The organism is Streptomyces sp. NPDC002698, assembly GCF_042888945.1.
Classification (GTDB): domain Bacteria; phylum Actinomycetota; class Actinomycetes; order Streptomycetales; family Streptomycetaceae; genus Streptomyces.
On record NZ_JBIAQM010000007.1, the window covers coordinates 283,989 to 309,618 of the forward strand.

Annotated in this window: 22 protein-coding genes, 1 pseudogene and 1 riboswitch; of the genes and pseudogenes, 12 read left to right on the forward strand and 11 right to left on the reverse strand. The window is 69.6% G+C overall.

All coding sequences use genetic code 11. The features are described from left to right. Positions 1-35: 35 nt before the first annotated feature. Positions 36-1,367: pseudogene (locus ACFYW9_RS13800) on the forward strand (alpha/beta hydrolase); the annotation flags it as partial. Here the strand turns inward: ACFYW9_RS13800 and ACFYW9_RS13805 are convergent. The 10 genes from ACFYW9_RS13805 to ACFYW9_RS13850 form a co-directional block, all read right to left on the reverse strand. Beyond that, positions 1,270-1,935, reverse strand: coding sequence for a trimeric intracellular cation channel family protein (locus ACFYW9_RS13805; RefSeq protein WP_351872195.1), 666 nt, complete (start codon positions 1,933-1,935; stop codon positions 1,270-1,272). The pseudogene ACFYW9_RS13800 and the gene ACFYW9_RS13805 overlap by 98 nt on opposite strands. A gap of 80 nt (positions 1,936-2,015) precedes the next feature. Continuing rightward, the gene (locus tag ACFYW9_RS13810; RefSeq protein WP_389148834.1) at positions 2,016-3,407 is read right to left on the reverse strand and encodes a M1 family metallopeptidase; all 1,392 of its coding nucleotides are present in this window, start codon (positions 3,405-3,407) and stop codon (positions 2,016-2,018) included. Positions 3,408-3,513: 106 nt separating this feature from the next. Further along, a complete protein-coding gene (locus tag ACFYW9_RS13815) occupies positions 3,514-4,827 on the reverse strand; it encodes an ABC transporter ATP-binding protein (RefSeq protein WP_389148837.1) in 1,314 nt (437 codons plus the stop codon). Beyond that, complete coding sequence (locus tag ACFYW9_RS13820; protein ID WP_389148841.1) at positions 4,824-5,921, reverse strand: ABC transporter ATP-binding protein; 1,098 nt, start codon at positions 5,919-5,921, stop codon at positions 4,824-4,826. The genes ACFYW9_RS13815 and ACFYW9_RS13820 overlap by 4 nt, the downstream gene beginning before the upstream one ends. Further along, complete coding sequence (locus ACFYW9_RS13825) at positions 5,918-6,925, reverse strand: ABC transporter permease (protein WP_326785395.1); 1,008 nt, start codon at positions 6,923-6,925, stop codon at positions 5,918-5,920. The genes ACFYW9_RS13820 and ACFYW9_RS13825 overlap by 4 nt, the downstream gene beginning before the upstream one ends. A 72-nt stretch (positions 6,926-6,997) precedes the next feature. Further along, positions 6,998-8,749, reverse strand: a complete 1,752-nt coding sequence (locus ACFYW9_RS13830; RefSeq protein ID WP_389148845.1) for an ABC transporter substrate-binding protein — start codon at positions 8,747-8,749, stop codon at positions 6,998-7,000. A 59-nt stretch (positions 8,750-8,808) separates the two neighbouring features. Continuing rightward, on the reverse strand, positions 8,809-9,807 hold the full coding sequence (locus tag ACFYW9_RS13835; RefSeq protein WP_351872205.1) for an ABC transporter permease: 999 nt from the start codon (positions 9,805-9,807) through the stop codon (positions 8,809-8,811). A gap of 475 nt (positions 9,808-10,282) precedes the next feature. Continuing rightward, positions 10,283-11,083 (reverse strand): enhanced serine sensitivity protein SseB C-terminal domain-containing protein, encoded by an 801-nt coding sequence (locus ACFYW9_RS13840; RefSeq protein ID WP_328671538.1) that lies wholly within the window; start codon positions 11,081-11,083, stop codon positions 10,283-10,285. A 227-nt stretch (positions 11,084-11,310) separates the two neighbouring features. Then, positions 11,311-12,084, reverse strand: a complete 774-nt coding sequence (locus tag ACFYW9_RS13845; RefSeq protein ID WP_351872211.1) for an enhanced serine sensitivity protein SseB — start codon at positions 12,082-12,084, stop codon at positions 11,311-11,313. 63 nt (positions 12,085-12,147) lie between these two features. Next, a complete protein-coding gene (locus tag ACFYW9_RS13850) occupies positions 12,148-12,816 on the reverse strand; it encodes an AAA family ATPase (protein WP_389148850.1) in 669 nt (222 codons plus the stop codon). 175 nt (positions 12,817-12,991) lie between these two features. Beyond that, a riboswitch (glycine riboswitch) is annotated at positions 12,992-13,088 on the forward strand. Between the two features lie 145 nt (positions 13,089-13,233). On the opposite strand from ACFYW9_RS13850, the gene gcvT reads away from it, so the two are divergent. The 4 genes from gcvT (at position 13,234) to ACFYW9_RS13870 (ending at position 17,690) form a co-directional block, all read left to right on the forward strand. Beyond that, entirely contained in the window at positions 13,234-14,352 is a 1,119-nt protein-coding gene (gene gcvT / locus ACFYW9_RS13855) for a glycine cleavage system aminomethyltransferase GcvT (RefSeq protein WP_389148853.1), read from the forward strand. A 158-nt stretch (positions 14,353-14,510) separates the two neighbouring features. Further along, on the forward strand, positions 14,511-14,888 hold the full coding sequence (gene gcvH / locus ACFYW9_RS13860; protein WP_351872218.1) for a glycine cleavage system protein GcvH: 378 nt from the start codon (positions 14,511-14,513) through the stop codon (positions 14,886-14,888). A 12-nt stretch (positions 14,889-14,900) separates the two neighbouring features. Further along, positions 14,901-16,160: a serine hydroxymethyltransferase gene (gene glyA / locus ACFYW9_RS13865; RefSeq protein ID WP_389148856.1), complete on the forward strand. Its 1,260-nt coding sequence runs from the start codon at positions 14,901-14,903 to the stop codon at positions 16,158-16,160. Positions 16,161-16,322: 162 nt separating this feature from the next. Continuing rightward, a complete protein-coding gene (locus tag ACFYW9_RS13870; protein WP_389148859.1) occupies positions 16,323-17,690 on the forward strand; it encodes an L-serine ammonia-lyase in 1,368 nt (455 codons plus the stop codon). A 75-nt stretch (positions 17,691-17,765) separates the two neighbouring features. Here ACFYW9_RS13870 and ACFYW9_RS13875 read toward each other — a convergent pair whose 3' ends face one another. Beyond that, the gene (locus ACFYW9_RS13875; protein ID WP_389148863.1) at positions 17,766-19,982 is read right to left on the reverse strand and encodes an MMPL family transporter; all 2,217 of its coding nucleotides are present in this window, start codon (positions 19,980-19,982) and stop codon (positions 17,766-17,768) included. A 391-nt stretch (positions 19,983-20,373) separates the two neighbouring features. Between ACFYW9_RS13875 and ACFYW9_RS13880 the strand changes: the two genes are divergently transcribed. The 7 genes from ACFYW9_RS13880 (at position 20,374) to fabG (ending at position 25,513) form a co-directional block, all read left to right on the forward strand. After that, on the forward strand, positions 20,374-20,910 hold the full coding sequence (locus ACFYW9_RS13880; RefSeq protein ID WP_389148866.1) for a flavin reductase family protein: 537 nt from the start codon (positions 20,374-20,376) through the stop codon (positions 20,908-20,910). Between the two features lie 67 nt (positions 20,911-20,977). Then, the gene (locus ACFYW9_RS13885) at positions 20,978-22,018 is read left to right on the forward strand and encodes a 3-oxoacyl-ACP synthase III family protein (protein ID WP_389148869.1); all 1,041 of its coding nucleotides are present in this window, start codon (positions 20,978-20,980) and stop codon (positions 22,016-22,018) included. A gap of 133 nt (positions 22,019-22,151) precedes the next feature. Continuing rightward, positions 22,152-22,535, forward strand: a complete 384-nt coding sequence (locus ACFYW9_RS13890; RefSeq protein ID WP_389148873.1) for an SRPBCC family protein — start codon at positions 22,152-22,154, stop codon at positions 22,533-22,535. Positions 22,536-22,644: 109 nt separating this feature from the next. After that, positions 22,645-23,760: a 3-dehydroquinate synthase II family protein gene (locus ACFYW9_RS13895; protein ID WP_389148876.1), complete on the forward strand. Its 1,116-nt coding sequence runs from the start codon at positions 22,645-22,647 to the stop codon at positions 23,758-23,760. Between the two features lie 105 nt (positions 23,761-23,865). Next, the gene (locus ACFYW9_RS13900) at positions 23,866-24,351 is read left to right on the forward strand and encodes a MaoC family dehydratase N-terminal domain-containing protein (RefSeq protein WP_389148878.1); all 486 of its coding nucleotides are present in this window, start codon (positions 23,866-23,868) and stop codon (positions 24,349-24,351) included. After that, complete coding sequence (locus ACFYW9_RS13905; protein WP_389148881.1) at positions 24,348-24,782, forward strand: MaoC/PaaZ C-terminal domain-containing protein; 435 nt, start codon at positions 24,348-24,350, stop codon at positions 24,780-24,782. The genes ACFYW9_RS13900 and ACFYW9_RS13905 overlap by 4 nt, the downstream gene beginning before the upstream one ends. Positions 24,783-24,808: 26 nt before the next feature. Next, positions 24,809-25,513, forward strand: coding sequence for a 3-oxoacyl-ACP reductase FabG (gene fabG, locus ACFYW9_RS13910; RefSeq protein ID WP_389148884.1), 705 nt, complete (start codon positions 24,809-24,811; stop codon positions 25,511-25,513). Positions 25,514-25,630 lie beyond the last annotated feature (117 nt).

A 25,630-nucleotide genomic window follows, 5' to 3' on the forward strand; every position in this document is an offset into this window, starting at 1 on the left:
GTAACCAATCGGTCCGGGTTCTCCTCTGATGGGACATGAGCCTCACCGGGACATCATTCCTCCTGACCTCTTTCGTGCTGTGCGCCGTCGCCCTTCTGCTGCCCCTGGTCCTGTGGTCCCGGGTGCCAGGACCGGCGCCGGTGCGCGCCGCGGCCCGGCTCCTGATGCTGCTGTTCGTCCAGGGGACGGCGATCAGCCTCGTGTTCGTCCTCGTGAACAACGCCAACAACCTGTACGACGACTGGGCCGACCTCCTCGGCACCGGCAACCACGTCCAGCAGGCCGCCGACCTCGGCGCGGACGGCACCGGAGGGATCTCGCTGAAGAACCTGCCCCCGGTGCGGCAGACCTTCCGGCAGGCCGGCGGCCCGCGCATGCGACAGGCCGGCGGGGTGCGCGTCACCGACCTGAGGGGACGGGTCTCGGGGGTGAACGCCGAGGTCTACGTCTGGCTGCCGCCGCAGTACGACGAACCCGCCTACCGGCACCGGGCGTTCCCCGTCGTGGAGCTGCTGCCGGGATATCCGGGCTCCGCCAAGGCGTGGTTCGGCTCCCTGAGGGTGCACGAGCAACTGCGGCCGATGATGCTCGACGGCCGGGTCGCGCCGTTCATCCTGGTCGCGCCCCGCACCAACCTGCTGGCCCGCGCGGACACCGGCTGCGCGAACATCCCCGGAACGGTGAACGCGGAGAGCTGGCTCAGCATCGACGTGCCGCGGATGGTCATGGACAACTTCCGCGCCGAGCCCGCCCCGGACGGCTGGGCCACGGCCGGGTACTCGGCCGGGGCGCACTGCGCCACCAAGCTGGCCGTCGCCCACCCCGACCGCTACCGGGCCGCGGTGAGCATGTCCGGCTACAACGACCCCCGGGGCGAACGCAGTTCACTCGCCGGGCGGACCCTCGAACTGCGCCGGCGCAACAACCCCCTCCTGCTGCTGCGCACCGCCCCCGCCCCTCCCCGGACCGCCCTCTACTTCTCCGGCGAGTCGGGTGACGGATACCAGGCGGGCACCGCGATCCAGGCGATCGCGAAGCCGCCGACGAGCGTGGACGTGGTGCTGCTGCCGCGCAGCGCGGGCGGCCACGACATGGGACTGTGGCGGCCGCAGCTCCCGGAGGTCTTCCGCTGGCTGACCGAGCGGTTCGGCTCCGGCGGGGTCGGCGCGGCAGGGACTCCGGGGACGGAGGGGACGGAAGAGGCGGAGGAGACGGAGGGCGGGACGGGCGGTCCCGGGGACGCCGGCGGAGCGGTCGGCGCCGACCGGATCAGGAGCTCTCTTCCTCACGAACCGTCGAGCGGCGGTTCCACGCGCGCGGAGCCCGCCAGTGGAACCGCATCGCGAACAGGCGCAGCACGAAGGCCGTGGCAACGGCGAGACCACTGGTGAACGGGGTGAGCGCGTCGAAGCGGATGCAGAGCACCACCATCGTGGCGCCGACCATCGCCGGCACCGCGTAGAGGTCACGGTCCCAGCGCAGCAGGGAGGGCACCTCGTTGGCGAGGACGTCACGCAGCACACCGCCGCCCACGGCGGTCGCGAGGCCGAGGGCGGCGGAGGCGGTCAGGCCGAGCCCGTAGTCGTACGCCTTGACCGTGCCGGTGACACAGAACAGTCCGAGCCCGGCCGCGTCGAACACGTTCACGCCGACCTGGATGCGTTCCACGTGCGGGTGCATGAAGAACACGAGCAGGGCGGCGACGAGCGGTGTGGTGAAGTACCCCAGGTCGGTGAAGGCCGCCGGGGGCACGGCACCGATGATCACGTCGCGCAGCAGCCCTCCGCCCAGCGCGGTGATCTCCGCGAGGACGGCGATCCCGAAGACGTCGAAGTTCTTGCGGACGGCCAGCAGGGCGCCGGAGATCGCGAAGACGAAGATGCCGATCAGGTCGAGCGTGTGCTGGACGGAGGGATTGAACAGTTGCTGGAGCACCCCCACATTCTCACCCGTCGCGGGGGGTGCGCCTTACGAAGGAAGGGCTGGAGGGCAGGCTCGACCCTACGAAGGAAGGTCTAGACGGCCGGCTTGCCTGTGGTGAACAGCCAGGTCCCGAAGAGATCGTCGAGCTGCTGCCCGGAGATCCTCTCGGCCAGGGCGATGAAGTCGGCGGTGTCCGCGTTGCCGTACCGGTGCAGCTTCGTCCACGCCGGCAGCAGCTTGAAGAAGGCCGTGTCGCCGATGCGTTCGCGCAGCGTCTGGAGCGTCATCGCGCCCCGCTGGTAGACCGCCGAGGCGAACATCGTGTCCCGCTGCGGGTCGCCGACCGTGGTCTGCCAGAAGGCGGAGTCCGCGGGCCGCTGGTTGTACCCGGCGACGAACGAGTCGTGCGCCGAGCGGACGCCCTTGTGCTCGGCCCACAGCCACTGGGCGTAGGTCGCGAAGCCCTCGTTGAGCCAGATGTCCTTCCAGTGCGCCACCGAGACGGAGTCGCCGAACCACTGGTGGGCCAGCTCGTGCACGATGGTCGACTCCGAGCGCACCGCCGAGTACACGGGCTTCGACTGGACCTCCAGCGAGAAGCCCGCCTCGGGCATGTCGTCGACGACGGCGCCGGTCTCCTCGAACGGGTACGGGCCGAACACCTGCGACCAGTAGTCGGTGGCCTCGGCGGTGACGGCGTACACGTCGACGCTGTTGCTGTTGGCCAGCACGGGGTCGATCGCGACGTAGATCGGTGTACCGCCCGGGGTGGTGCCGGTCTTCACGTCGAACGTGCCGATGGTCGCCGTCGCGAGGTAGGTGGCCATGGGGCGGCTCTCGCGCCAGTGCGTGACCGTGGAGGCGCCCTTGTCGCGGGTCGAGACCAGGCGTCCGTTGGAGACCGCCGTCAGGCCCTTGGGGGCCGTGATGCGGATGTCGTAGGTCGCCTTGTCGGAGGGGTGGTCGCTGGAGGGGAACCAGGTGGAGGCGGCGTTGGGCTCGCAGGCGACGAACACGCCGTCCGTGGTCTTCATCCACCCGTAGTCGGAGCCGAACACGATCGGGCCGTTGAGCGGCTCGGGGACCCCGCCGTAGGTGACGGTCACCGTGAAGTCCCTGCCCCTGGGCAGCGTGCCGCGCGGGGTGACGCGGATCTCGTCGCCCTCCCGCGTGAAGCGGGCCGCTCTGCCGTTCACCTCGACCCTCGTGACGTCCAGCTTCTGGAGGTCCAGGTCGAAGGCGGAGAGGTTCTGGGTGGCGCGGGCGGTGAGGGTCGTCACGCCGTCGAGGCGGTCGGTGCCGGGGTCGTACGCCACGTCGAGGGCGTAGTGGCGGGCGTCGAAGCCGCCGTTGCCGAGCCGGGGGAAGTACGTGTCGCCGATGCCGTCCGCGCCGGGGGTGGGGGCGGAGGAGGCGGCGACGAGAAGCAAGGAGGCGATCGCGGTCGCGAGTGCCCCTGAACGTGCCGAACGGGAGAGTGCCATCAGCGTCCCTTTCGTACGTGTGCCGATCGTTTCCGATCAGACGGACACGCAGGACTCTGCACTCTCCCGTTCAGGCATGTTCATGACTTTGCCAAGTCGTCACGGCCTACTTGCCGGTTGACTCCTGACGATCGGCTTCCGCGACCGCGGAGTCCGACGCGGAGCCGGCCTCCTCAGCGGTGGCGGCCTCCTCAGCGGTGGCGGCCTCCTCAGCGGTGGCGGCCTCCTCAGCGGTGGCGGCGAGCTCGGCCGGAGCCTCGCCCGACACCTCGGCGGATTCCACGACGGACACCAGCTCGACGGCCTCGCGGGCGGCCGAGAGCAGGACGACGTCCTGAGGAGCCTGGTCCGCGGCGTTCTCCGGGTGGTGGCAGGCGACCTGCTGACCGGGCTTCAGCTCGATGAGCGGGGGCTCGGTCGTCTTGCAGACCTGCGTGGCCTTCCAGCACCGGGTGTGGAACCGGCAGCCGCTCGGCGGCGCGATCGGCGAGGGCACGTCGCCCTTGAGCAGGATCCGCTCGCTCTTGACGCCACGACGCTTGGGGTCCGGCACCGGCACGGCCGACATCAGGGCCTTGGTGTACGGGTGCATCGGCGCCTCGTACAGCGAGGAGCGGTCGGCGAGCTCGACGATCTTGCCGAGGTACATCACCGCGATGCGGTCCGAGACATGGCGCACGACGGAGAGGTCGTGAGCGATGATCACGTACGTCAGGCCCAGCTCGGACTGGAGGTCGTCCATCAGGTTCACGACCTGCGCCTGGATCGACACGTCGAGCGCCGAGACCGGCTCGTCCGCCACGACCAGCTTCGGCTTCAGGGCGAGCGCGCGGGCGATGCCGATGCGCTGGCGCTGACCGCCGGAGAACTCGTGCGGGTAGCGGTTGTAGTGCTCGGGGCTCAGACCCACCAGCTCCAGGAGCCGCTGGACCTCCTTCTTCACACCGCCCTCGGGCTCCACGTGCTGGAGCCGGAACGGCGCCGAGACGATCGAGCCGATGGTGTGACGGGGGTTCAGCGACCCGTACGGGTCCTGGAAGATCATCTGGATGTCACGGCGCAGCGGACGCATCTTCGAGGCGCTGAGCCGGGTGATGTCCTGGCCCTCGAACTCGATGGTGCCGCCGGTCGGGTCCTGGAGACGGGTGATGACCCGGCCCATGGTCGACTTGCCGCAGCCGGACTCGCCGACGACGCCGAGCGTCTCGCCCTTGCGGACCTCGAAGTCGATGCCGTCGACCGCCTTGACCGCGCCGACCTGACGCTGGAGAACGCCCTTCCGGATGGGGAAGTGCTTCTGGAGCCCCTGGACCCGGAGGAGGACCTCACTGCTGTCCGAGGACTTCGCGCGGTGCGCGGGACCCGCGGCCTGCTGCGGGATCACCGCGCCGGCGCCGTCCGTCTTGTTGTTCTCACTCACAGCTTCGGCGCAATCTCTTCGGTCCAGATCCGCGTGCGGTCCTCCTGCGAGAGGTGGCAGGCGGTGTAGTGATCGCTGCCAACAAGCTGCAGTTCGGGGCGCACGGTGCGGGTGACATTGCCCTTGGGCAGGTCCGCGTACGGGCAGCGCGGGTGGAACGCGCAGCCCGAGGGGACGTTGATGAGGCTCGGCGGCTGGCCCTTGACCGGGATGAGCCGGTCGGAGGTGTCGCGGTCGATACGCGGCATCGAGCCGAGCAGACCCCAGGTGTAGGGGTGCTGCGGCTGCTCGAAGACCCGCTCGACGGAGCCGCGCTCCACGCACCGGCCGCCGTACATCACGAGGACGTCGTCGGCGATCTCGGCCACCACACCCAGGTCGTGGGTGATGAGGACGACCGCGGAGCCGAACTCCTTCTGCAGGTCGCGGATGAGGTCGAGGATCTGCGCCTGGACGGTGACGTCGAGGGCGGTCGTCGGCTCGTCCGCGATGAGCAGCTCGGGGTTGTTGACGAGCGCCATCGCGATCATCGCGCGCTGACGCATACCGCCCGAGAACTCGTGCGGGTAGCTGTCGACGCGCTTGCCCGGCTCGGGGATGCCCACGCGGTCGAGCATCTCGATCGCCCGCTTGCGGGCGGTCTTCTTGTCGACCTTGTGGTGGTTGCGGTACGCCTCCACGATCTGGTTGCCGATCGTGTAGTACGGGTGCATCGCGGACAGCGGGTCCTGGAAGATCATCGCCATCTCGCGGCCGCGGAGCTTGCGCACCTCGTCCGGGTCGGCGTTGACCAGTTCCTTGCCGCCGAGCCAGATCTCGCCCGACATCTGGACGTTCTTGCCGCGCGCGCCGAGGCGGTGCAGGCCCATGATCGCCAGCGAGGTCACGGACTTGCCGGAACCCGACTCGCCCACGACGCAGAGGGTCTTGCCCTTCTCCACCGAGAAGCTGAGCCCGTCGACGGACTTGACCAGACCGTCGTCGGTCGGGAAGTGCACCTTGAGGTCACGCACATCGAGGAACGCCTTGGGGGCGTTCGACGGCGACGAGACGGGCTCGCCCAGCGCTGCGCCGGTCTTGGACAGTTCGGTCATGAGAGCCTCACCCGCGGGTCGGCGGCCGCGTAGAGCATGTCCACCAGAAGATTTGCCACGACGACGAAGAACGCGGCGAGAAGGGTCACACCGAGGATCTTCGGCAGATCGTTGTCGGTGATGCCCTGCACCGCGTACTGGCCGATGCCGTGCAGAGAGAACACGTATTCGGTGATCACGGCACCGCCGAGCAGCAGACCGATGTCCATGCCGAAGACGGTGATGATCGGGGTGAGGGCGGCGCGCAGTCCGTGCCGGACCACGACCTTGCCCTCGCGCAGGCCCTTGGCACGGGCCGTGCGGATGAAGTCCTCGTTCATCGTCTCCAGCATGCCCGAGCGGGTGAGCCGCGCGTAGATGGCGGAGTACAGGAGAGCGAGAGAACACCACGCGGGGAAGAGGGTGTTGGCCCACTGTGCGGGGTTCTCGGTGAACGGGACGTAGGTCCGGCCGAAGATCGGCCAGTTGATGGTGAAGAGCAGCAGCGCCAGGTTGCCCGTGAAGAACATGGGCAGCGAGACACCGGCGAGCGCGATGCCCATGAACGTGCGGTCCAGGATGGAACGCGGCTTGAGCGCCGAGATCACACCGGCCGTCACACCGGACACCAGCCACAGCACCGCGGCACCGACGGCGAGCGAGAGCGTCACCGGGAGGCGCGAGGTGAGCTCCGGCCAGACAGCCTGGTGCGTCTTGAAGGAGTACCCGAAGCACGGTGCGTCGCAGTGCGCCGTGGTGGGACCCAGGTCATAGGTCGCGCCGCTGACGATCCCCTTGATGAAGTGCCAGTACTGGACGTAGACGGGCTGGTCCAGACCGAGGTTGTGCTTGACCGCGAGGATGTCGGCCTTCGACGGGCTCTTCCCGATGTACTGCTGCGCGAGCTGGTCGGCGGTCTGGCCGGCCAGTCTTGGCAGCAGGAAGAAGATGGCGAAGGTGACCGCGGAGACGACCAGGAGCAGGATCACTGCCGCTGCCGTCCGACGGAGGATGTACGAGATCACGGGGATCGGCGCTGGTGCCCGCGGGCCGCTAAGCCCGCGGGCACCAATGCCTTCACCTGCCTTCCGGGGCTGCTACTTCTTCGTGGTGCCGATGTTGAGGTAGTCGTACTGACCGCTGAAGGCCGCCGTGGAGACCAGGTTGGTCGCGTACTGCGGTCGGGCCAGCAGAACCTTGAAGTAGGTCAGCGGCACGAGGACGGCGTCGTCCATGGTCTTCTTGTCGATCTCGGTGTACAGGGCGTTGCGCGCGGCGTTGTCCTGCGTACCGATCGCCTTCTCGAGGAGGGCGTTGACGTCCTTGTTGTCGTACTGCGACAGGTTGGTGTTACCCGAGGCGCCGATCGCGGAGCCGTTCAGGATCTGCTGCAGGAAGCCGTAGCCGGAGGGCCAGTCGGCACCCCACTGCATCATGATCAGACCGATGTTGTTCTTCTCGGTGAACTTCGGGACACCCGCGTAGTCGGTGAAGTACTTGCCCGACGGGTACTGCTTCAGGCTGGCGTTGATGCCGACCTTCTTCAGCGAGTTGATGATCGCGGTGGCCGCGTCGATCTCCTGCGGGCGGTCGCTGCGGGCGGAGATGTTGGTGTTGATGCTCTCCTTGCCGCAGGCCTTGAGCTGCTCCTTGGCCTTGGCCTCGTCACCCTTGTTGCCGGCGGACGCGTAGACGTCCGACTTGGCGTAGCCCGGGATGTCCGGCGGGAGGACGGTGGAGGCGATGTCGCCGCGGACCGGACCACCCTCGGCGGTCTGCACGGAGACCTTGTCGATCGCGAACTGCACGGCCTTGCGGCACGCGACGTTGTCGAACGGCTTCACCTTGGTGTTGATCGCCATGTAGACGAGACGGCCACCGTAGGTGTTGTCCGTGTTGGCCTTCTTGTCGGCCGAGCTCAGGAGCTGCGCCTGGGTCGCGGCCTGGACACCGGCACCGCCGAGGTCGATCGCGTCGCCCGCGAGGACGTCCTTGTCGATCGTCTCAGCGGCGACCTTCAGGTTCACGACGATCTTGTTCGGGTACTGCTTGCGCAGCGGGTCCGTCTTCGGGTCCCAGTTCTCGTTGCGCACGAGGACGGCCTGCTTGCCGTCGGCGTAGCTCTCGAACTTGTACGAGCCCGAGGACACGATGTTCTTGACGTAGTCGACGCCGTTGTCCTTGGCCTGCGGGACCGGCGCCGTCTGCGGCGAGGCGACCAGGTAGTCGAACTCCTGGAACGCGGTCTTCAGGTGGAAGACGACGGTGGTGTCGTCCGGGGTCTCGATGGACGAGAGGCCCTTGGCGCTCTTGTCCTTGTAGGGACCCTTGTACTTGTCGCCGCCCACGAGGAACTGCTGGAAGTAGTTCGGGCCGAGGGAGAGCACGTCACGCGCGAAGTTGGAGCGCTCGACCGCGTACTTGACGTCCTTGGACGTGATCGCGGTGCCGTCCTGGTACTTCAGACCCGCACGCAGCTTGTACGTCCAGGTCTTGCCGCCGTCGCTCGGGACACCCGCGCTGGCCGCGAGGTCCGGGACAAGGGTGTTGCCCTTCTCGCCGGCGCCGGGCTGGAACGTCATCAGGGGGCGGGCGTACAGACGCGAGAGGTTGTACATGTACGCGTAGTACGTGTTGCCCGGGTCGAAGGAGTCCGGCACGTCGGAGTACTCGTACGTGACCGTGCCCCCCTTCTGGGTGGAGGCGTTGACGACGTCCGTGGTCGCTGCGTTGGCCCCAGCTGACTTCGTGTTGTCGGTGTTCTTGTTGTCATCGGCCTTGCTGCAGCCTGCAACGAGCAGACTCGCGGAGCCGATGGCCGCAATTGCGGCCAGCGCTGACCTTCGCATGATGGGCGGGTTCCCCTTCATTGTAGGAAACTTGGTGGTCTCTCGGTGTCCGTCAGGCATCAGCGGCTGCGCGGGTCGAGAGCATCGCGGAGACCGTCGCCCAGCAGGTTGAAGGCGAGGACGGTCACGAAGATGGCGAGGCCGGGCACGATCATGAACTGCGGGTCGACCTCGTAGTAGGTCACCGCTTCACGGAGCATGCCGCCCCAGGACGCCTGCGGGGGCTGGATGCCGACCCCGAGGAAGCTGAGGGACGCCTCGAAGAGAATGTTGGTCGGGATGAGCAGCGTCGAGTAGACGATGATCGGGCCGACCAGGTTGGGCAGCAGCTCCCGGAACAGGATGTACGGGCCCTTGGCCCCCATGCCCCGGGAGGCGTCCACGAATTCCCGCTCACGCAGGGCGAGGGTCTGGCCTCGGACGATCCGGCCCAGGTAGGGCCAGTTGAAGAAGCCGATCACGAAGATCAGCACGCTCAGGTGGAGCGGGAGCCCTTCGAGGCCGAACGCGCCGCCCTGCAGCGTCGCCGAGATGGCGATCGCGAACAGCAGGAGGGGGAAGGCGAGGAAGGTGTCCATCAGGCGGCTGATGATCGAGTCGACCCGTCCGCCGTAGAAGCCCGCGACGACGCCCAGGATCGCGCCGATCACGTTCGACAGGATGGTGGCGCCGAAGGCGACGACCAGCGACACCCAGGAGCCCTCCAGGAGGCGGGTGGCGAGGTCGCGGCCGAACTTCGGGTCCACACCGAGCGGGTGGTCACCGCTCATGCCACCCATGCCGCCCTTGGGCAGCGAGGTGTTCGGGTCGATCAGGTCCTGGTTGAAGGCGTTCGGGTCCAGCCCCAGCATCGACTGGAGGGGCCGGGCGAGGATCGCCAGCAGGATGAGCAGTACGACGATGACACCGCCGGCGACCGCCACCTTGTCACGCTTGAAGCGCGTCCAGGCGATCTGTCCCAGGGAACGGCCCTCGATCTGCCCCTTGCCGGCTCCGGCAAGCGCAGCCTCTGGCTGTGCTTCCGATGCCGCCGCGGTGGTCTCGATCGGTGCGGTCACAGTGACCCGACCCCTCTCGCCGGTGGTGACCGGCCTACGACTGCCGCTGTCTGCGGCTTGGTTCACTTGCTCGCCGGGAGGTTGACCGCAGATGGTGCGGTCCGATGACCCGGCTGATGATTCGACTAGCACTCGCTCACAGGAGCGATGTCCCGTGTCTGATGGGCGAGTCTTCAGTGCCGCCACGATCAGGTGCCAGGCCTCATGGAGAAACTATGCGCAACCGTGATGCTTGTTGGGGGATTCCGTTATCCGAACAGTGGGTAACAGGAGTCGGACGACTGCCAATCGACAACAAAGAACCCATAAGGGTCTTTTGAGTCGGGAGTCCCACCAAAACGGGACAATCGGCACATGCGTCCGCTTCCCCGCAGGTCAGCAGCATGGAGCGCACGCTTCGTGAAGACCGTGTGCAGTCTCATGATGCCAGTCGTTCTCGCACAGGCATGCGACAGGTCCGGAATTCGGGACGCTCTCAGTAGCCGCCACGGGCCGGCGGATAGCCGTAACCGCCCGCTGTCGGCGCCTGCGCCGGAGCGGCGTGCGCCTCGCGGTCGTAGAACGGACGTGCGTTGGCACGCAGCCACATCGCCACCGGGTCGAACTCGTCCGACATCGCGACGGTGGAGACGGGCAGCCCGTCCGGGACGGCGCCGATGGACTGCTGCATCATCGCCCGCACCGAGTCGACGGCGGGCGGTGAAGTGTCGTACACGTCGAGGCCGATGGCCAGATACGGCGCCCCGAGCGTGGGTTGGACCCAGGCGCGGCGCAACGACCTTACGGCCGGGGTGAGATGGGCGTTCTGTGTGAGCAGGGCGTAGAACTGCGGAATCTCGATGGCCGGTTCGGACAGCCGCAGCGGGCCCGCCGGCTGCCGCTCCAGGCCCGTGGCGATCCGGCGCAGATCCAGCCACGGGATGCCGAGGCCGCCGCCCGGGGCATGCGGGTTGAGCCAGAGACCGAAGTGGTCGGGGTACAGGGTGCGGGCGACGTCCAGCCCGTCCACGACCTCGTAACTGCGGTTCCAGCCACTGGCCGAGAGTTCCTGTGCGGAGGTGACGCAGGGCGCGTACCCCAGGCCGTCCACCTGCATGTTCCCGTACTGGGCGTCCGGGGAGCCGGCCTGGCCGTGCCAGAGCAGCATCCACACCTGGCCGGACGACGGGGTCGCGAGCGCGCGAAGGAGCGCCTCGTAGGCGTCGTAACGCCCGGGAGTCACCTGGCGCAGCATGTGCTCGACCTGCCCGGCCGCGGCCGTGCCCGACGCGCTCACCTTCAACCGCCCCTTCGCGAACAATTCACGACGAACTCATCCCTTACGCCCGAGGCACCGGTTACCGACATGCGTCAACACCTCGACCAGGCCATGAAACCAGCTTATGCGGCGATCGTGCTCCGCCGGGGGAAGCAGTCGAGAGCCGGGAACCGCCGCGCGGGGCGGCCGAGGGCCCCGCGCGGCGGGCGTGCGGTCCGGCCGGGCACTCCCGGCGCGGGTGCCGTTCAGTGACCGTGCAGGTAGAAGGGGCGCACCTGGGCACGCATCCAGTCGCCGACCGGGTCCTGCGTCACGTCGAGAAGGACCAGGTTCACCGGAATGCCGACCGGCACGCGGCCGAGAGCACGGCCCAGGGCGTCCAGCGGCAGGGCACGGGCGTCGCCCTCCCACGCCGCGAGCTCGACGCCGATGAACATGACCGGTTCGTCGCCCTCGACGCTGGCCAGACAGCGGCGGGCGCTCAGGACGACACCCGTCGCGGCGAACTCCGCCGAGGCCGCGGCGAGGAAGTCCACCGGATCGTCCTGCCAGTCGGGCTCGAAGAGCCGCACCCGGCCGCCGCTGGCCGCCCCGTCCAGTTCGGTCCGCCCGGCCCGGCACAGTTCGGCCACGGCCATGGGCGGCAGCGGCACGCCGACCACGCCGTCCGGGTTCACCACGATGCCGACCTGCGGGGGAAGTCCGCGGGCGAACTCCACGGCGGGCGCGATCGTGTACGACATGTGACCGCCGACGACCTGGCGGAACTGCTCCTCGGAGCTGAAGACGGGGACGAAGGCCTGGCCCCCGATGTCCATCGTGGGCAGATCGAGCGGACCGCTGTTCGGGCCGCCGCCATTGGGCAGCGGCACCCATACGAAGCTGCGGCCGAGCACCTCGACGATGCGAGCGCCCGCCGAGGGCCCGGGTACGCCCAGGGAGGAGGACAACACCTCCTCCAGCTCGTTGCCGGGCCAACCGCCGTGCGGATGGGGGTGCGCCTGTGCCGGAAAGTCCATCTGTCTACCGCCCGCTTCGAACCACTGTTCCGGCTGGAAAGGTTAGTGGGCCACCGTGACCGGTCAGTGGCCGAAGTCGATCCTGCGCAGCACGTCCGCCGCGTCCCGGTCGATCAGTACCGCCGAGCCGCACCCCTCGGGCAGGTCTCCCGTCTCGGCGGAGCGCAGCAGCCGGGCGATCGCGCCGCGGTGGCGGGCGAAGGCGTAGCGCGAGACGCCCCGGCCCCGCTCGCGCTGGCCGTCCAGCGCGGTGCCGGGTGTGACGTCGAGCAGCAGCAGGTGCAGCGCGCCGCCACGGCGCCGGGCCTCGCGGGCGAGCCAGCGGCGCACCCAGGTCTGCGTACCGCAGTCGTGCACGACGAGTCCGCCGCCCTCGCGCAGGGCGCGGCGCAGGCCGGCGTAGTGCGCGAGGCGGACGAGGGGACGGTAGACCGCGTACGGCAGCAGGCCGGGCATCCGGCCGTCCCAGCGCTCGCGGGTGTCCTGGGAGTCGACGCGGGCGCCCCGCACGGCCCGCCGCATCAGCGTCGACTTGCCGCTGCCGGGCAGCCCGGCGACGACGACGAGGTCCTGCGCCCCGAAGCGGAGGCCGTGCGGACTGCGCCCGACCCGGTCGCGGAGATCCCGCACGACGACCGCGGGACGCGCTCCGCGAGCCTCCCGGGCCCGTGCGCCGGGCTGCTCGGGCAGCGCGAGACCCGAGGTCGTCGCGTACGCCCTGGTCCTGTTCACCGTGACCGTCCTCCCCTTGGATGTGGAGTCCCATCCCCGTCGAGTGTAAAGAGAAGGTAATGCCCGGCGCTTCCCATTTCCGTACGCGGACTGCCACAGCCCCGTCACAGATGGCGGGCTGCCGTGATCCGACAGCGCGTGCGATGATGGCCGCGCCAACTGCATACCGGCCGCTTGAATCCGCGCGGGAGAGTCCTGGGTACGTGTACCCGGGCGCCGAAGGAGCAAGTCCCTCCCTTGAATCTCTCAGGCACCGTTACCGCGCGGGCGAGGCACATCTGAAAAGCGGGCCGCTCCGGCGGCTCCACCCAAGGTGCAAGTCAGGACCACCGATTCGTGTGGTCGTGATGAACCTCTCAGGTTCCGATGACAGATGGGGAGGAACGACCTCGCCGTCATGCCTTGGGAGCCAGACCGATGAGCAGCAACGCACCCCGTCACACCGCGCTCGATGCCCTGCATCGTTCGCTCGGCGCGACCATGACCGACTTCGCGGGCTGGGACATGCCCCTGCGCTACGGCTCGGAGCGTGACGAGCACGTCGCCGTCCGCACGAAGGCCGGTCTCTTCGACCTCTCCCACATGGGCGAGATCACCGTCACCGGCCCCGAGGCCGCGGCCCTCCTGAACCACGCGCTGGTCGGCAACATCGCCACCGTCGGCGTCGGCCGCGCCCGCTACACCATGATCTGCCAGGAGGACGGCGGCATCCTGGACGACCTGATCGTCTACCGGCTGGCCGAGCACGAATACATGGTCGTCGCCAACGCCTCCAACGCCCAGGTGGTGCTGGACGCGCTGACCGGGCGTGCCGCCGGTTTCGACGCCGTGGTGCGCGACGACCGTGACGCGTACGCGCTGATCGCCGTGCAGGGCCCCGAGTCCCCCGGCATCCTCAAGGCGGTCACCGACGCGGACCTCGACGGCCTGAAGTACTACGCGGGCCTGCCGGGCACGGTGGCCGGCGTCCCTGCCCTGATCGCCCGCACCGGCTACACCGGCGAGGACGGCTTCGAGCTGTTCGTCGCCCCCGCCGACGCCGAGAAGGTGTGGCAGGCGCTCACCGACGCGGGCACCCCGGCCGGTCTCGTGCCCTGCGGCCTGTCCTGCCGCGACACGCTGCGCCTGGAGGCCGGCATGCCGCTGTACGGGCACGAGCTGACCACCGCGCTGACCCCCTTCGACGCGGGCCTCGGCCGGGTCGTGAAGTTCGAGAAGGACGGTGACTTCGTGGGGCGCGCGGCCCTGACCGAAGCCGCCGAGCGTGCCGCCTCCGAGCCGCCGCGCGTGCTCGTCGGGCTGATCGCCGAGGGCCGCCGCGTGCCGCGCGCCGGGTTCTCGGTCGTCGCAGGCGGCGAGGTGATCGGCGAGGTCACCTCCGGCGCCCCGTCCCCGACCCTGGGCAAGCCGATCGCCATGGCGTACGTCGACGCCGCGCACGCCGCGCCGGGCACGACCGGTGTGGGCGTGGACATCCGGGGCAGCCACGAACCGTACGAGGTCGTGGCGCTGCCGTTCTACAAGCGGCAGAAGTGACACTGGTCCGCACCGGCCGGACATGAACCGGACGCCCGTCGGGCGCCGGTACCGACGGGCGCCCCTCGCCGGGCCCCGGACGTGACCCTGGGCACATCCGCCCGGTCACCCGCGCTTCCCTCCATCATCACTCCACCGCGTACAGGAGAATTCAGGTCATGAGCAACCCCCAGCAGCTGCGTTACAGCAAGGAGCACGAGTGGCTGTCCGTCGCCGAGGACGGCGTCGCGACGGTCGGCATCACCGAGTTCGCGGCCAACGCGCTCGGCGATGTCGTCTACGCCCAGCTCCCGGCCGTCGGTGACACGGTGACCGCGGGCGAGTCCTGCGGCGAACTGGAGTCGACCAAGTCCGTCAGCGACCTGTACTCCCCGGTGGACGGCGAGGTCGTCGAGGCCAACCAGGACGTCGTGGACGACCCGGCCCTGGTGAACTCCGCGCCCTTCGAGGGCGGCTGGCTGTTCAAGGTGCGCGTCTCCGGCGAGCCCGAGGACCTGATGTCCGCCGACGAGTACACCGCCTTCACGGCCGGCTGAGGAGTCACCCGCATGTCGCTGATGAACACCCCCCTGCACGAGCTCGACCCGGACGTCGCCGCCGCCGTCGACGCCGAGCTGCACCGCCAGCAGTCCACGCTGGAGATGATCGCCTCGGAGAACTTCGCTCCGGTCGCGGTCATGGAGGCCCAGGGCTCGGTCCTGACCAACAAGTACGCCGAGGGCTACCCGGGCCGCCGCTACTACGGCGGCTGCGAGCACGTCGACGTGGCCGAGCAGATCGCCATCGACCGGGTCAAGGACCTGTTCGGCGCCGAGTACGCCAACGTCCAGCCCCACTCGGGTGCCTCCGCCAACCAGGCCGCGCTGTTCGCGCTGGCCCAGCCCGGCGACACCATCCTCGGACTGGACCTGGCCCACGGCGGCCACCTGACCCACGGCATGCGCCTGAACTTCTCGGGCAAGCAGTTCGACGTGGTCGCGTACCACGTGGACGAGGCCGGCCTGGTCGACATGGCCGAGGTCGAGCGGCTCGCCAAGGAGCACCGCCCGAAGGTGATCATCGCGGGCTGGTCGGCGTACCCGCGTCAGCTCGACTTCGCCGAGTTCCGCCGGATCGCGGACGAGGCCGGCGCCCTCCTGTGGGTCGACATGGCCCACTTCGCGGGTCTGGTCGCGGCGGGTCTGCACCCGAACCCGGTGCCGTTCGCGGACGTGGTCACCTCCACCACGCACAAGACGCTCGGCGGCCCCCGCGGCGGCATCATCCTGGCGAAGAAGGAGTTCGCGAAGAAGCTGAACTCCTCGGTCTTCCCGGGCTTCCAGGGCGGCCCCCTGGAGCACGTGATCGCCGCCAAGGCCGTCTCCTTCAAGGTCGCCGCCTCGGACGACTTCAAGGAGCGCCAGCAGCGCACGCTGGACGGCGCGCGCATCCTGGCCGAGCGTCTGGTCCAGGACGACGTGAAGGCCGTCGGCGTGGACGTCCTGTCCGGGGGCACGGACGTGCACCTGGTCCTGGTCGACCTGCGCAACTCCGAGCTGGACGGGCAGCAGGCCGAGGACCGCCTCCACGAGGTCGGCATCACGGTCAACCGCAACGCCATCCCGAACGACCCGCGCCCGCCGATGGTCACCTCCGGCCTGCGCATCGGCACGCCCGCCCTCGCCACCCGCGGCTTCACGGCCGAGGACTTCACCGAGGTCGCGGACATCATCGCCGAGACGCTGAAGCCGTCCTACGACACGGGGTCCCTGAAGGCCCGTGTGTCCGCTCTGGCCGACAAGCACCCGTTGTACCCCGGCCTGAAGTAGTTCGTAGGCTATTCGCCGCATGTTTTCCCCCGTACGTTTTCCCTTCGTACGGATATCCGGGGCACCGCGCACACTGGAAGCAGAGCGCGGTGCCCCGTTCCATGCAGTCCCGCACCACCTCCGTCGGACAACGGCGTCCGGCGAAACCAGCAAGGAGTTCCCGTGGCCATCTCGGTCTTCGACCTGTTCTCGATCGGCATAGGCCCGTCCAGCTCCCACACCGTGGGCCCGATGCGCGCCGCGCGCATGTTCGCCCGGCGGCTGCGCAACGAGGACCTGCTGGCCCCGGTCACCTCGATACGCGCCGAGCTGTACGGCTCCCTGGGCGCGACCGGCCACGGCCACGGCACCCCCAAGGCGGTGCTGCTCGGCCTGGAGGGCGCCTCGCCCCGGACGGTGGACGTGGAGGGCGCCGACGAGCGGGTCGAGCGGATCAGGTCCTCGGGCCGGATCAACCTGCTCGGCGAGCACGAGATCGACTTCTCCTTCGACGACGACCTGGTCCTGCACCGCCGCAAGGCCCTGCCCTACCACGCCAACGGCATGACGATCTTCGCGTACGACGCCTCGGGCGAGCTCGTCCTGGAGAAGACGTACTACTCGGTGGGCGGCGGCTTCGTCGTCGACGAGGACGCGGTCGGCGAGGACCGCATCAAGCTCGACGACACGGTCCTGAAGTACCCGTTCCGCACGGGTGACGAGCTGCTGCGGCTCACGAAGGAGACCGGTCTGTCGATCTCCGCCCTGATGCTGGAGAACGAGCGGGCCTGGCGCACCGAGGAGGAGATCCGCGAGGGGCTCCTCGGGATCTGGCGCGTCATGCAGGCCTGCGTCTCGCGCGGCATCACCCGCGAGGGCATCCTGCCCGGCGGTCTGCGGGTCCGCCGCCGTGCCGCCCTCTCGGCCCGCCAGCTGCGCGCCGAGGGCGATCCGCTGGCCCACGCGATGGAGTGGATCACCCTCTACGCGATGGCGGTCAACGAGGAGAACGCGGCGGGCGGCCGGGTCGTCACCGCCCCCACCAACGGCGCGGCGGGCATCATCCCGGCGGTGCTGCACTACTACATCAACTTCGTGCCGGGCGCCGACGAGGACGGAGTCGTACGGTTCCTGCTCGCGGCCGGGGCGATCGGCATGCTCTTCAAGGAGAACGCCTCCATCTCGGGCGCCGAGGTCGGCTGCCAGGGCGAGGTCGGCTCGGCCTGCTCCATGGCGGCCGGCGCGCTCGCCGAGGTGCTGGGCGGCAGCCCCGAGCAGGTCGAGAACGCCGCCGAGATCGGCATGGAGCACAACCTCGGCCTGACCTGCGACCCGGTCGGCGGCCTGGTCCAGATCCCCTGCATCGAGCGCAACGGCATGGCCGCGGTGAAGGCCGTCACGGCCGCCAGGATGGCCATGCGCGGCGACGGCTCCCACATGGTCTCCCTCGACAAGGTCATCAAGACCATGAAGGAGACCGGCGCCGACATGAGCGTCAAGTACAAGGAGACGGCCCGGGGCGGGCTGGCGGTCAACATCATCGAGTGCTAGACGGCCGGGAAGGTACCCCCCGGCGCCGGCCCGCGTCTCAGGCGCGGGCCCGCGTCTCAGGCGTCGGCCGATGTCTCAGGCGCGGGCCGGCTCCCGGTCCTCCTCGTAGTCGGGATCCCGCCGGGCGGCGAGCTGCCTGCGCAGACGCTCACCCTCGACATCCACGTTCGGCAGCACGCGGTCGAGCCACTTCGGGAGCCACCACGCCCGGTCGCCGAGCAGGGTCAGTACCGCCGGGACGAGCGTCATCCGGACCACGAACGCGTCGAAGAAGACGGCGACGGCGAGACCGAAGCCGATCATCTTCACCATCTGCTCGCTGGAGCCGATGAAGCCGGAGAACACCGCGATCATGATGACGGCCGCCGCGACGACCACTCTGGCCCCGTGCCGGAACCCCGTGACGATGGCGTCCGACGGCTGCTCGCCGTGGACGTACGCCTCCCGCATCCGGGTCACGAGGAAGACCTCGTAGTCCATCGCCAGGCCGAACACCACACCCACCATGAAGATCGGCATCATGGACATGATCGGTCCGGTCTGTTCCACCCCGAAGAGCGAGCCGAGCCAGCCCCACTGGTAGACGGCGACGACCGCGCCGAGGGCGGCGACCACCGAGAGCAGGAAGCCGAGCGCGGCCTTCAGCGGAACGAGGACCGAGCGGAAGACCAGCATCAGGAGCAGGAAGGCAAGGCCCACCACCAGCGCCAGATAGGGGACCAGCGCGTCGTTCAGCTTCTGCGAGACGTCGATGTTCATCGCCGTGGCGCCGGTCACCAGGACCTCGGCGCCGGTGTCCGCCTCGATGGCCGCGCTCTCGTCGCGGATGGCGTGGACCAGGTCCTCGGTCTCGGCCGAGCTGGGCTTGGACTTCGGGATGACGGTGATGGTCGCGGTGTCGCCCGCCTTGTTGAAGGCGGCCCGGTTCACCACCGCGACACCGTGCAGCGCGCGCATGTCCTTCTCGACCCGGGCGACGGCCTGCTTGGCGTTCCGGGAGTTCCTGGCGTCCACGACGGTCACCAGCGGGCCGTTGAAGCCGGGGCCGAAGGCGTCGGAGAGCGTGTCGTACGCCTTGCGCTGCGTGGTGTGGGGCGGCTGCCAGCCACCGTCCGGCATGCCCATCTTCAGCGAGGCCACCGGCACCGCGGCCGCACCGAGGCCCACCACGCCGGCGAGCAGCAGCCACACCGGGCGGCCCAGGACGAACCGCGCCCAGCGCGTACCCCGATTGGGCTTCTCCGCAGTCACCCCATGGCTTTCGAGGGCCTTGCGGGCCTTGCGCCCGTGGACGCGCTTGCCCGCGTAGCCGAGCAGCGCGGGGACGAGGGTGAGCGCGATGAGGACCGCGACGGCGACTGTGCAGGCGGCGGCGACGCCCATCTTGGTCAGCATCGGGATGTTGACGACGGAGAGACCGACCAGGGCGATGACCACGGTGAGTCCGGCGAAGACGACCGCGGAGCCGGCCGTGCCCACGGCCCGTCCGGCGGCTTCCTCGCGCTCGTGTCCCTCGGCCAGTTCGGCGCGGTAGCGGGAGACGATGAACAGCGCGTAGTCGATGCCGACGGCGAGGCCGATCATCATCGCGAGGGTGGACGTCGTGGTGCCGAGGTCCAGTGCGTCGGCGAGCGCCGTGATGGACGAGACACCGATGCCGACACCGATGATCGCGGTCAGCAGCGGCAACCCGGCCGCGAGCAGCGAGCCGAAGGTGATGACGAGAACGATCGCGGCGACGAGGACGCCGATGATCTCGGACGGACCGGTCTCGGGCGGGGCCTGGAGCGCGTCACCGCCGATCTCCACGACGAGTCCCCCGTGCGCCGGTTCGGCCTGTACGCCCTTCAGCGAGTCACGGGTCGCGTCGGTCAGCTCCATCGACGAGACCTTGTACTTGAGTGAGGAGTACGCGGTCGTGCCGTCCTTGCTCACGCCCCCGGCCGTGAACGGATCGGTGGCCGAGGCCAGTTGGTCCGTGCCGGACTTGAGAGCGGCGACGGTCCTGGTGACCGCCGCTTTGTCCGGGGCGTCGGTGATCTTCTCGCCGTCGGGCGCCTTGAAGACGATCCGGGCGGTGGCGCCGTCGGCGCTGGATCCCGGGAAGCGCTGGTCGAGGAGGTCGAACGCCTTCTGCGCCTCGGTCCCGGGGACCGAGAAGGAGCTGGAGGCGGCCGTCGGCGCGGACGCGGCGCCGAACCCGGCGAGCGCGAGGAGCGCCACCCAGATCAGCGCGACGAAGTGCCGCCTCCGTAAGGCGAACTTGCCGAGTCTGTAGAGAAACGTGGCCACGAGGCGTACTCCCGGTCGGGTGGTCGGATCTGCGGGCGGGTGGGGCGAGAACAAGGCGTGGAGGAACAGGGCTCCGGGAGACAGGGGGAATCGGGCTGCCGGAGAGCGGAGCCCGCTCGCCAGAAACGAAACGGTTTCGTACTCTGCTGCCCGCCGGCCGCGGCCACGGAGCCTTCGCACCCCGGGTCGCGACCGCCCGCGCGACGGTGACGGGCCCCGGCAGGCGGGCCTTCGGGGGAAATCCTGCCGCCCCCGCCTGCACCTGTCTCCTGCTCTTTGGTCGAGCCCAAAGGTGCTCTCCCGATGAGCGTTCCGGTTCCGTCGCCCGCACCGCAGTGTTCAGGGCAGGCCACAGCAGGTGGACACGGTCAAGCTCCGAAGGAGGGATTCGATGCTCGACAAGGGGGCGGTGGCGCGGCCCGTCGTCGACAGCGGGGAATTCAGGAACGCCATGGGCCGCTTCCCCACGGGCGTCGCGGTGGTGGCGTCCGGGTCGGGCGGAAGCACCGAGGCCCTGACCGTCAACTCGGTGACGTCCGTATCGCTCGCCCCGCTGCTGATGTCGGTCTGCCTGCGGCCCGAAGGGCGGGTGGCCCGGCGGATCGCCCAGCGGCGGGAGTTCACCCTGAGCTTCCTCGCCGCGGATCAGCGCCAGGTGTCGGCGCTCTTCGCCTCCCGCGACCGTCCGGTCGGCGTACAGGCGCAGCACCGACTCGGCGATCTCGTGGGGCCGCGCGGCTCGGTACTGGTCGAGGGTGCCCTGGTGTCGATGGAGTGCTCGGTGGAGACGTTCGGCGAGGCCGGGGACCACGTGATCGTCCTCGGCCGGGTCGAGGCACTGCACCTGGGAGACGCGGACCGGGAGCCGCTGGTGTTCCACCGCGGCGACTACACCCGGCTCGCCACGTACGCCGACGCGCAGAGCTGAGCGGACCAGGCCGCCCCGACCGGGCAACGACTCCAGGCCGCCCAGGGCGGCCGGAAAGGTGCAGGACATGGCACATGCCGTCGCCGGCCCCCGAGCCGGCGTCACCGCCGGGATCAGGGAGATCGGCATCAGCATCCCCGAGCGCTTGGTGACGAACCAGGAACTGGAACGGACGCTCGACACCACCGACGAGTGGATCCGCGCCAACATCGGCGTGGAAACCCGGCACTACTCGGACCCCGACGACTGGACCTCGGACCTCGGAGCCCGCGCGCTGCTGGACGCGTGCGAGCGGGCCGGCGTCTCCCCGGCCTCCGTGGACCTGGTGATCTGCGGGACGTACACCCCCGACCGGATGCTGCCGAGCACCGCCGTCACCGTCATGGGCAAGGCGGGAATCAGCGGGACCCCCGGCTTCGACGTGAACAGCGGTGGCTGCCCCGGCTCGGTCTACGCGCTGGAGGTCGGCGCCAACTTCATCGCCTCGGGAGCCTACCGCCGGGTGGCCGTGGTCCTCGCCGACGTCAGTACGAAGATCTTCGACCCCCAGGACCGCACCGTCGCCGTCATCTTCGGCGACGCGGCCGCCTGCTATCTGCTGGAGCCGGTGGTCTCGGGTGCCGGCGGGCTGGGCCCGGCGCGCCTGGGCAGCGAGCCGTCCGGCCAGTCCACCGGCTATGTGACGCGTGAGCCCCGGTTCACCGAGACCGGCGAGCGGCGGCAGTCCGGATTCGGGGACAACTTCACCGTCATGGTGGGCCGCGGGATCCGCGACTTCGTGCTCGGCAGCGTCCCGGGCCTCATCGAGAAGACGGTCGCCGACGCGGGCCTCGGCCTCGACGACATCGACTTCTTCGCCCTGCACCAGGCCAACCGGCACATGGTGCACACGATCATGGACACGCTCGGCCAGCCGCGGGACAAGACGCTGACCAACATCCAGCACATCGGAAACACCTCCGGGGCCTCGGTCCCGCTGGTCCTGCGCGACGCCGTCGACGCGGGAAAGGTCACACCCGACGACCGCGTGGTGCTGGCCGCCTTCGGCGCCGGCCTCAACTACGGGGCGCTGGTGACGCGTTGGTGCGGTCCCGAGGACTTCGCCTGACCCGGCTCCACCGCGCGCCGGCCGGACAGCACACACCGACCGGGCACCACGCGCGCACTGGCCTCACCGGCCGGCGGGCTCACGGTCCGCCTTTCTCCACCACTCCGCACAAGTACCCAGCGAGGGAGTCTGCATGGGAAGCGTGACAGGAAGCATCAGTATCTCGGCGCCGTTCGCCGACGTGTTCGCGGTGGTCTCCGATCCGGAGCGACTGCCCGCCTGGTGCACCGACTTCGCACGCGCGTCACGCAAGGAGAGCGACCACTGGAGCGTGGACACGCCGTTCGGCCCGGTCGAGGTGCGTTCGTCGGCGGACCGCGCGACGGGAGTCGTCGACTTCCGCGTGAGCTCCGAGCACGGTGATCACCGCGCCTTCACCCGGCTCATCGCCGTGTCCGACGACGAGAGCGAGTTCGTCTTCACCCGGCTGTTCGGCGCCGGGGAGGGCGAGGCCGAGGCGCTCCAGCTGCTCGCCGTCATCGAGGGCCGTCTCAAGGCGCTGTCCTCCCTCTTCTGAACGCCGGCGTCTCCGCACCCCCCGCCCAGCCGCCCTGCCGCATGCCCGCGGCCCTGCGGCCCTGCATTCCTGCATTTCTGTATTCCCGCATTCCTGGAAGGGACAGTCCGTGAAGTTTGCCTGGATAGATCTTCGTTCGGTGGATGCCGAGCACCAGGAGGCCGTCGTCGACGCCGCCGTCCACGCGCGCCTCGAAGGTGTCCTCGACGACAAACTGGAGGTGCTCGCGGCGCTGCCGCCGACCGTCCTCAAAGTCCTGCTGCCGGCCGCCGACGCGCCGCTTCCGCCCGAGGCCGCGGACATCGCCGACATCATCCTGACCCCCGTCTCCAAGGTCGAGGAGCTGGACAAGCTCAAGCTGACCGTGGACGGCGGTACGTCCGTGGGCGCCTACATCGACGTCGTCGACGACCCGACCCTGCGGCTGGCCTGCGCCGCGGCCATCGCGCTGCCGAACACGCTCGTCAGGTTCCGCGACCCCACCAAGATCCCGCTGGAGATCGTCATCGCCGCGGCCGACAAGTCCCCGGGCCGCCTGATCTGCGAGGCCGGCGATCTCGAAGAGGCCGGGATCATCGTCGACGTGCTGGAGAAGGGATCCGACGGCCTGCTGTACGGGGCGAAGGACTCCAACGAGGTGTTCGGTCTGGTCGAGCTGCTCGGCGCCAAGACCCCGGACCTGGATCTGACCACGCTCACCGTCCAGTCCATCGAGCACAACGGCCTCGGCGACCGGGTGTGCGTCGACACCTGCACCCACTTCGGCAAGGACGAGGGCATCCTCATCGGCTCGTACGCCTCGGGCTTCATTCTCGGCGTGAGCGAGACCCACCCGCTGCCGTACATGCCGACGCGCCCCTTCCGGGTCAACGCCGGCGCCCTGCACTCGTACGTCCTCGGCGAGGACAACCGCACCAACTACCTCAGCGAGCTGAAGGCCGGCAGCACGATTCTCGGTGTCACCGCGGACGGCAGGACCCGCCGGATCGTGGTCGGGCGGGTGAAGCTGGAGTCGCGTCCGCTGCTGACCATCCGCGCGCTCTCGCCGGAGGGCGTCGAGGTCAGCCTGACCGTCCAGGACGACTGGCACGTCCGCGTGCTGGGCCCGGGTGCCGCGGTGCTCAACGTCACCGAGCTCAAGGCCGGGGACCAGCTCCTCGGCTACATCGCCACCGACAAGCGGCACGTGGGCTGGCCTGTCGCCGAGTTCTGCATCGAGAAGTAGGCAGCCGGCACAGCCGCACCTCGGCGTGCCCGAACCAGGCCCGCCCCGGAGAGCCTCCCCCACGCGGCTCTCCGAGGCGGGCCGCTCACCGAGTGGGAGTGCCGCATGGCCGACACCGCACCATGGACGAACGCAACCGGCCCGGGGCTGTCGCCCGGAGCCCGGCTCACACCCTTCACGGTCACCGTGGAGCGGGGCAGGCTGAAGTTCTTCGGGAGCGTCATCGGGCTGAAGGACACCGAGTTCACCAGTCCGGAACGCGCCCGGGAGGCCGGCCACCACGACCTGCCCGTGCCGCCCACCTTTCTCTTCGGTCTCGAACTGGAGCATCAGGCGGACGCCTGGGGACCGGACGGACCGCAGGTGGACCCGAGCCGGGTCCTGCACACCGAGCAGTCCTTCAGGTACCACGAGACGGCACACGCCGGCGACGAGCTGGTCTTCTCCCCCGTGATCACCGACGTGTACCGGCGGCGCGCCGGGACCATGGAGTTCGTGGTCCGCGACACGGCGGTCACCCGCCCCGACGGGACCGCCGTCGCCGATCTGCATCAGGTGATCCTGGTGCGTCACCCGGCGGGTGAGCAATGACCGCACCGACGTCGACGTCCCTGGTGGGCCGGGAACTTCCCGGTCTGCACCCGGACGAGGTGACCCGGGCGACGCTCGCCCTGTTCGCCGGCGCGTCCGGCGACCACAACCCGATCCACATCGACACCGAAGCGGCCCGAGCCGCCGGCTTCGACGACGTGCTGGCCCACGGCATGCTCTCGATGGCCTTCCTCGGCAGGTTGGTGACCTCCTGGGTCCCGCTCGGTGCCGTCCGCTCCCTCAAGGCGCGTTTCTCGGCGCCGACTCCGGTGCACGCGCGGCCGCACTGCACCGGACGCGTCACCGCGGTCGAGCGGGGCGCCGACGGCGAGCTCCTGGCACGGATCGCACTGGCCGTCCGGCTCGCGGACGGCACGCTCACGGTGCGCGGCGAGGCCGTGGTGGCGGCGGACGCCCTGCCGACGACCTGAATCACACGTACGAGAGGACTTCAACCATGGCACGTTCCGTGCTGGTCACCGGAGGAAACCGGGGCATCGGGCTGGCGGTCGCCCGTGCCTTCCTGGAGAACGGCGACAAGGTGGCGGTGACCCACCGCGGCAGCGCACCGCCCGAGGGCGTCTTCGGTGTGCGGTGCGATGTGACCGACACCCAACAGGTGGAGGCCGCGTTCAAGGAGGTCGAGGACGCACACGGGCCCGTCGAGGTCCTGGTGTCCAACGCCGGGATCACCCAGGACACGTTGCTGCTGCGGATGACCGAGGAACGCTTCACCTCGGTGCTGGACACCAACCTGACCGGCGCCTACCGGGTTTCCCGGCGAGCCGCGCGCAGCATGCTCAAGGGACGCTGGGGCCGGGTGATCCTGATGTCCTCGGTGGCCGGCATGACCGGCACGGTCGGTCAGGCCAACTACGCGGCCAGCAAGTCCGGGATGATCGGCATGGCACGCTCCATGGCGCGTGAGCTCGGCTCGCGGGGCATCACCGTGAACGTGGTGGCGCCCGGCCTGGTGCTCACCGACATGGCCGAGCGACTGCCCGAGGAGCGCCGTGAGCAGATCCGCGGCCAGATTCCGCTGGGCCGGCACGGCGCCGTCGACGAGGTGGCGTCCGCGGTGACCTGGCTGGCCTCCGACGGAGCGAGCTACGTCACCGGGGCGGTGCTGCCGGTCGACGGCGGCCTCGGCATGGGCCACTGATCCACGGGCGATACATGACGGACGTACCGGTTCACGGACCTTCCGGCTCATGGACGCAGCCGAACGGGCCGGGGCGCGCCGCGAACGAGCGGCGCGCCCCGGTCCGTTCGGCTGCGT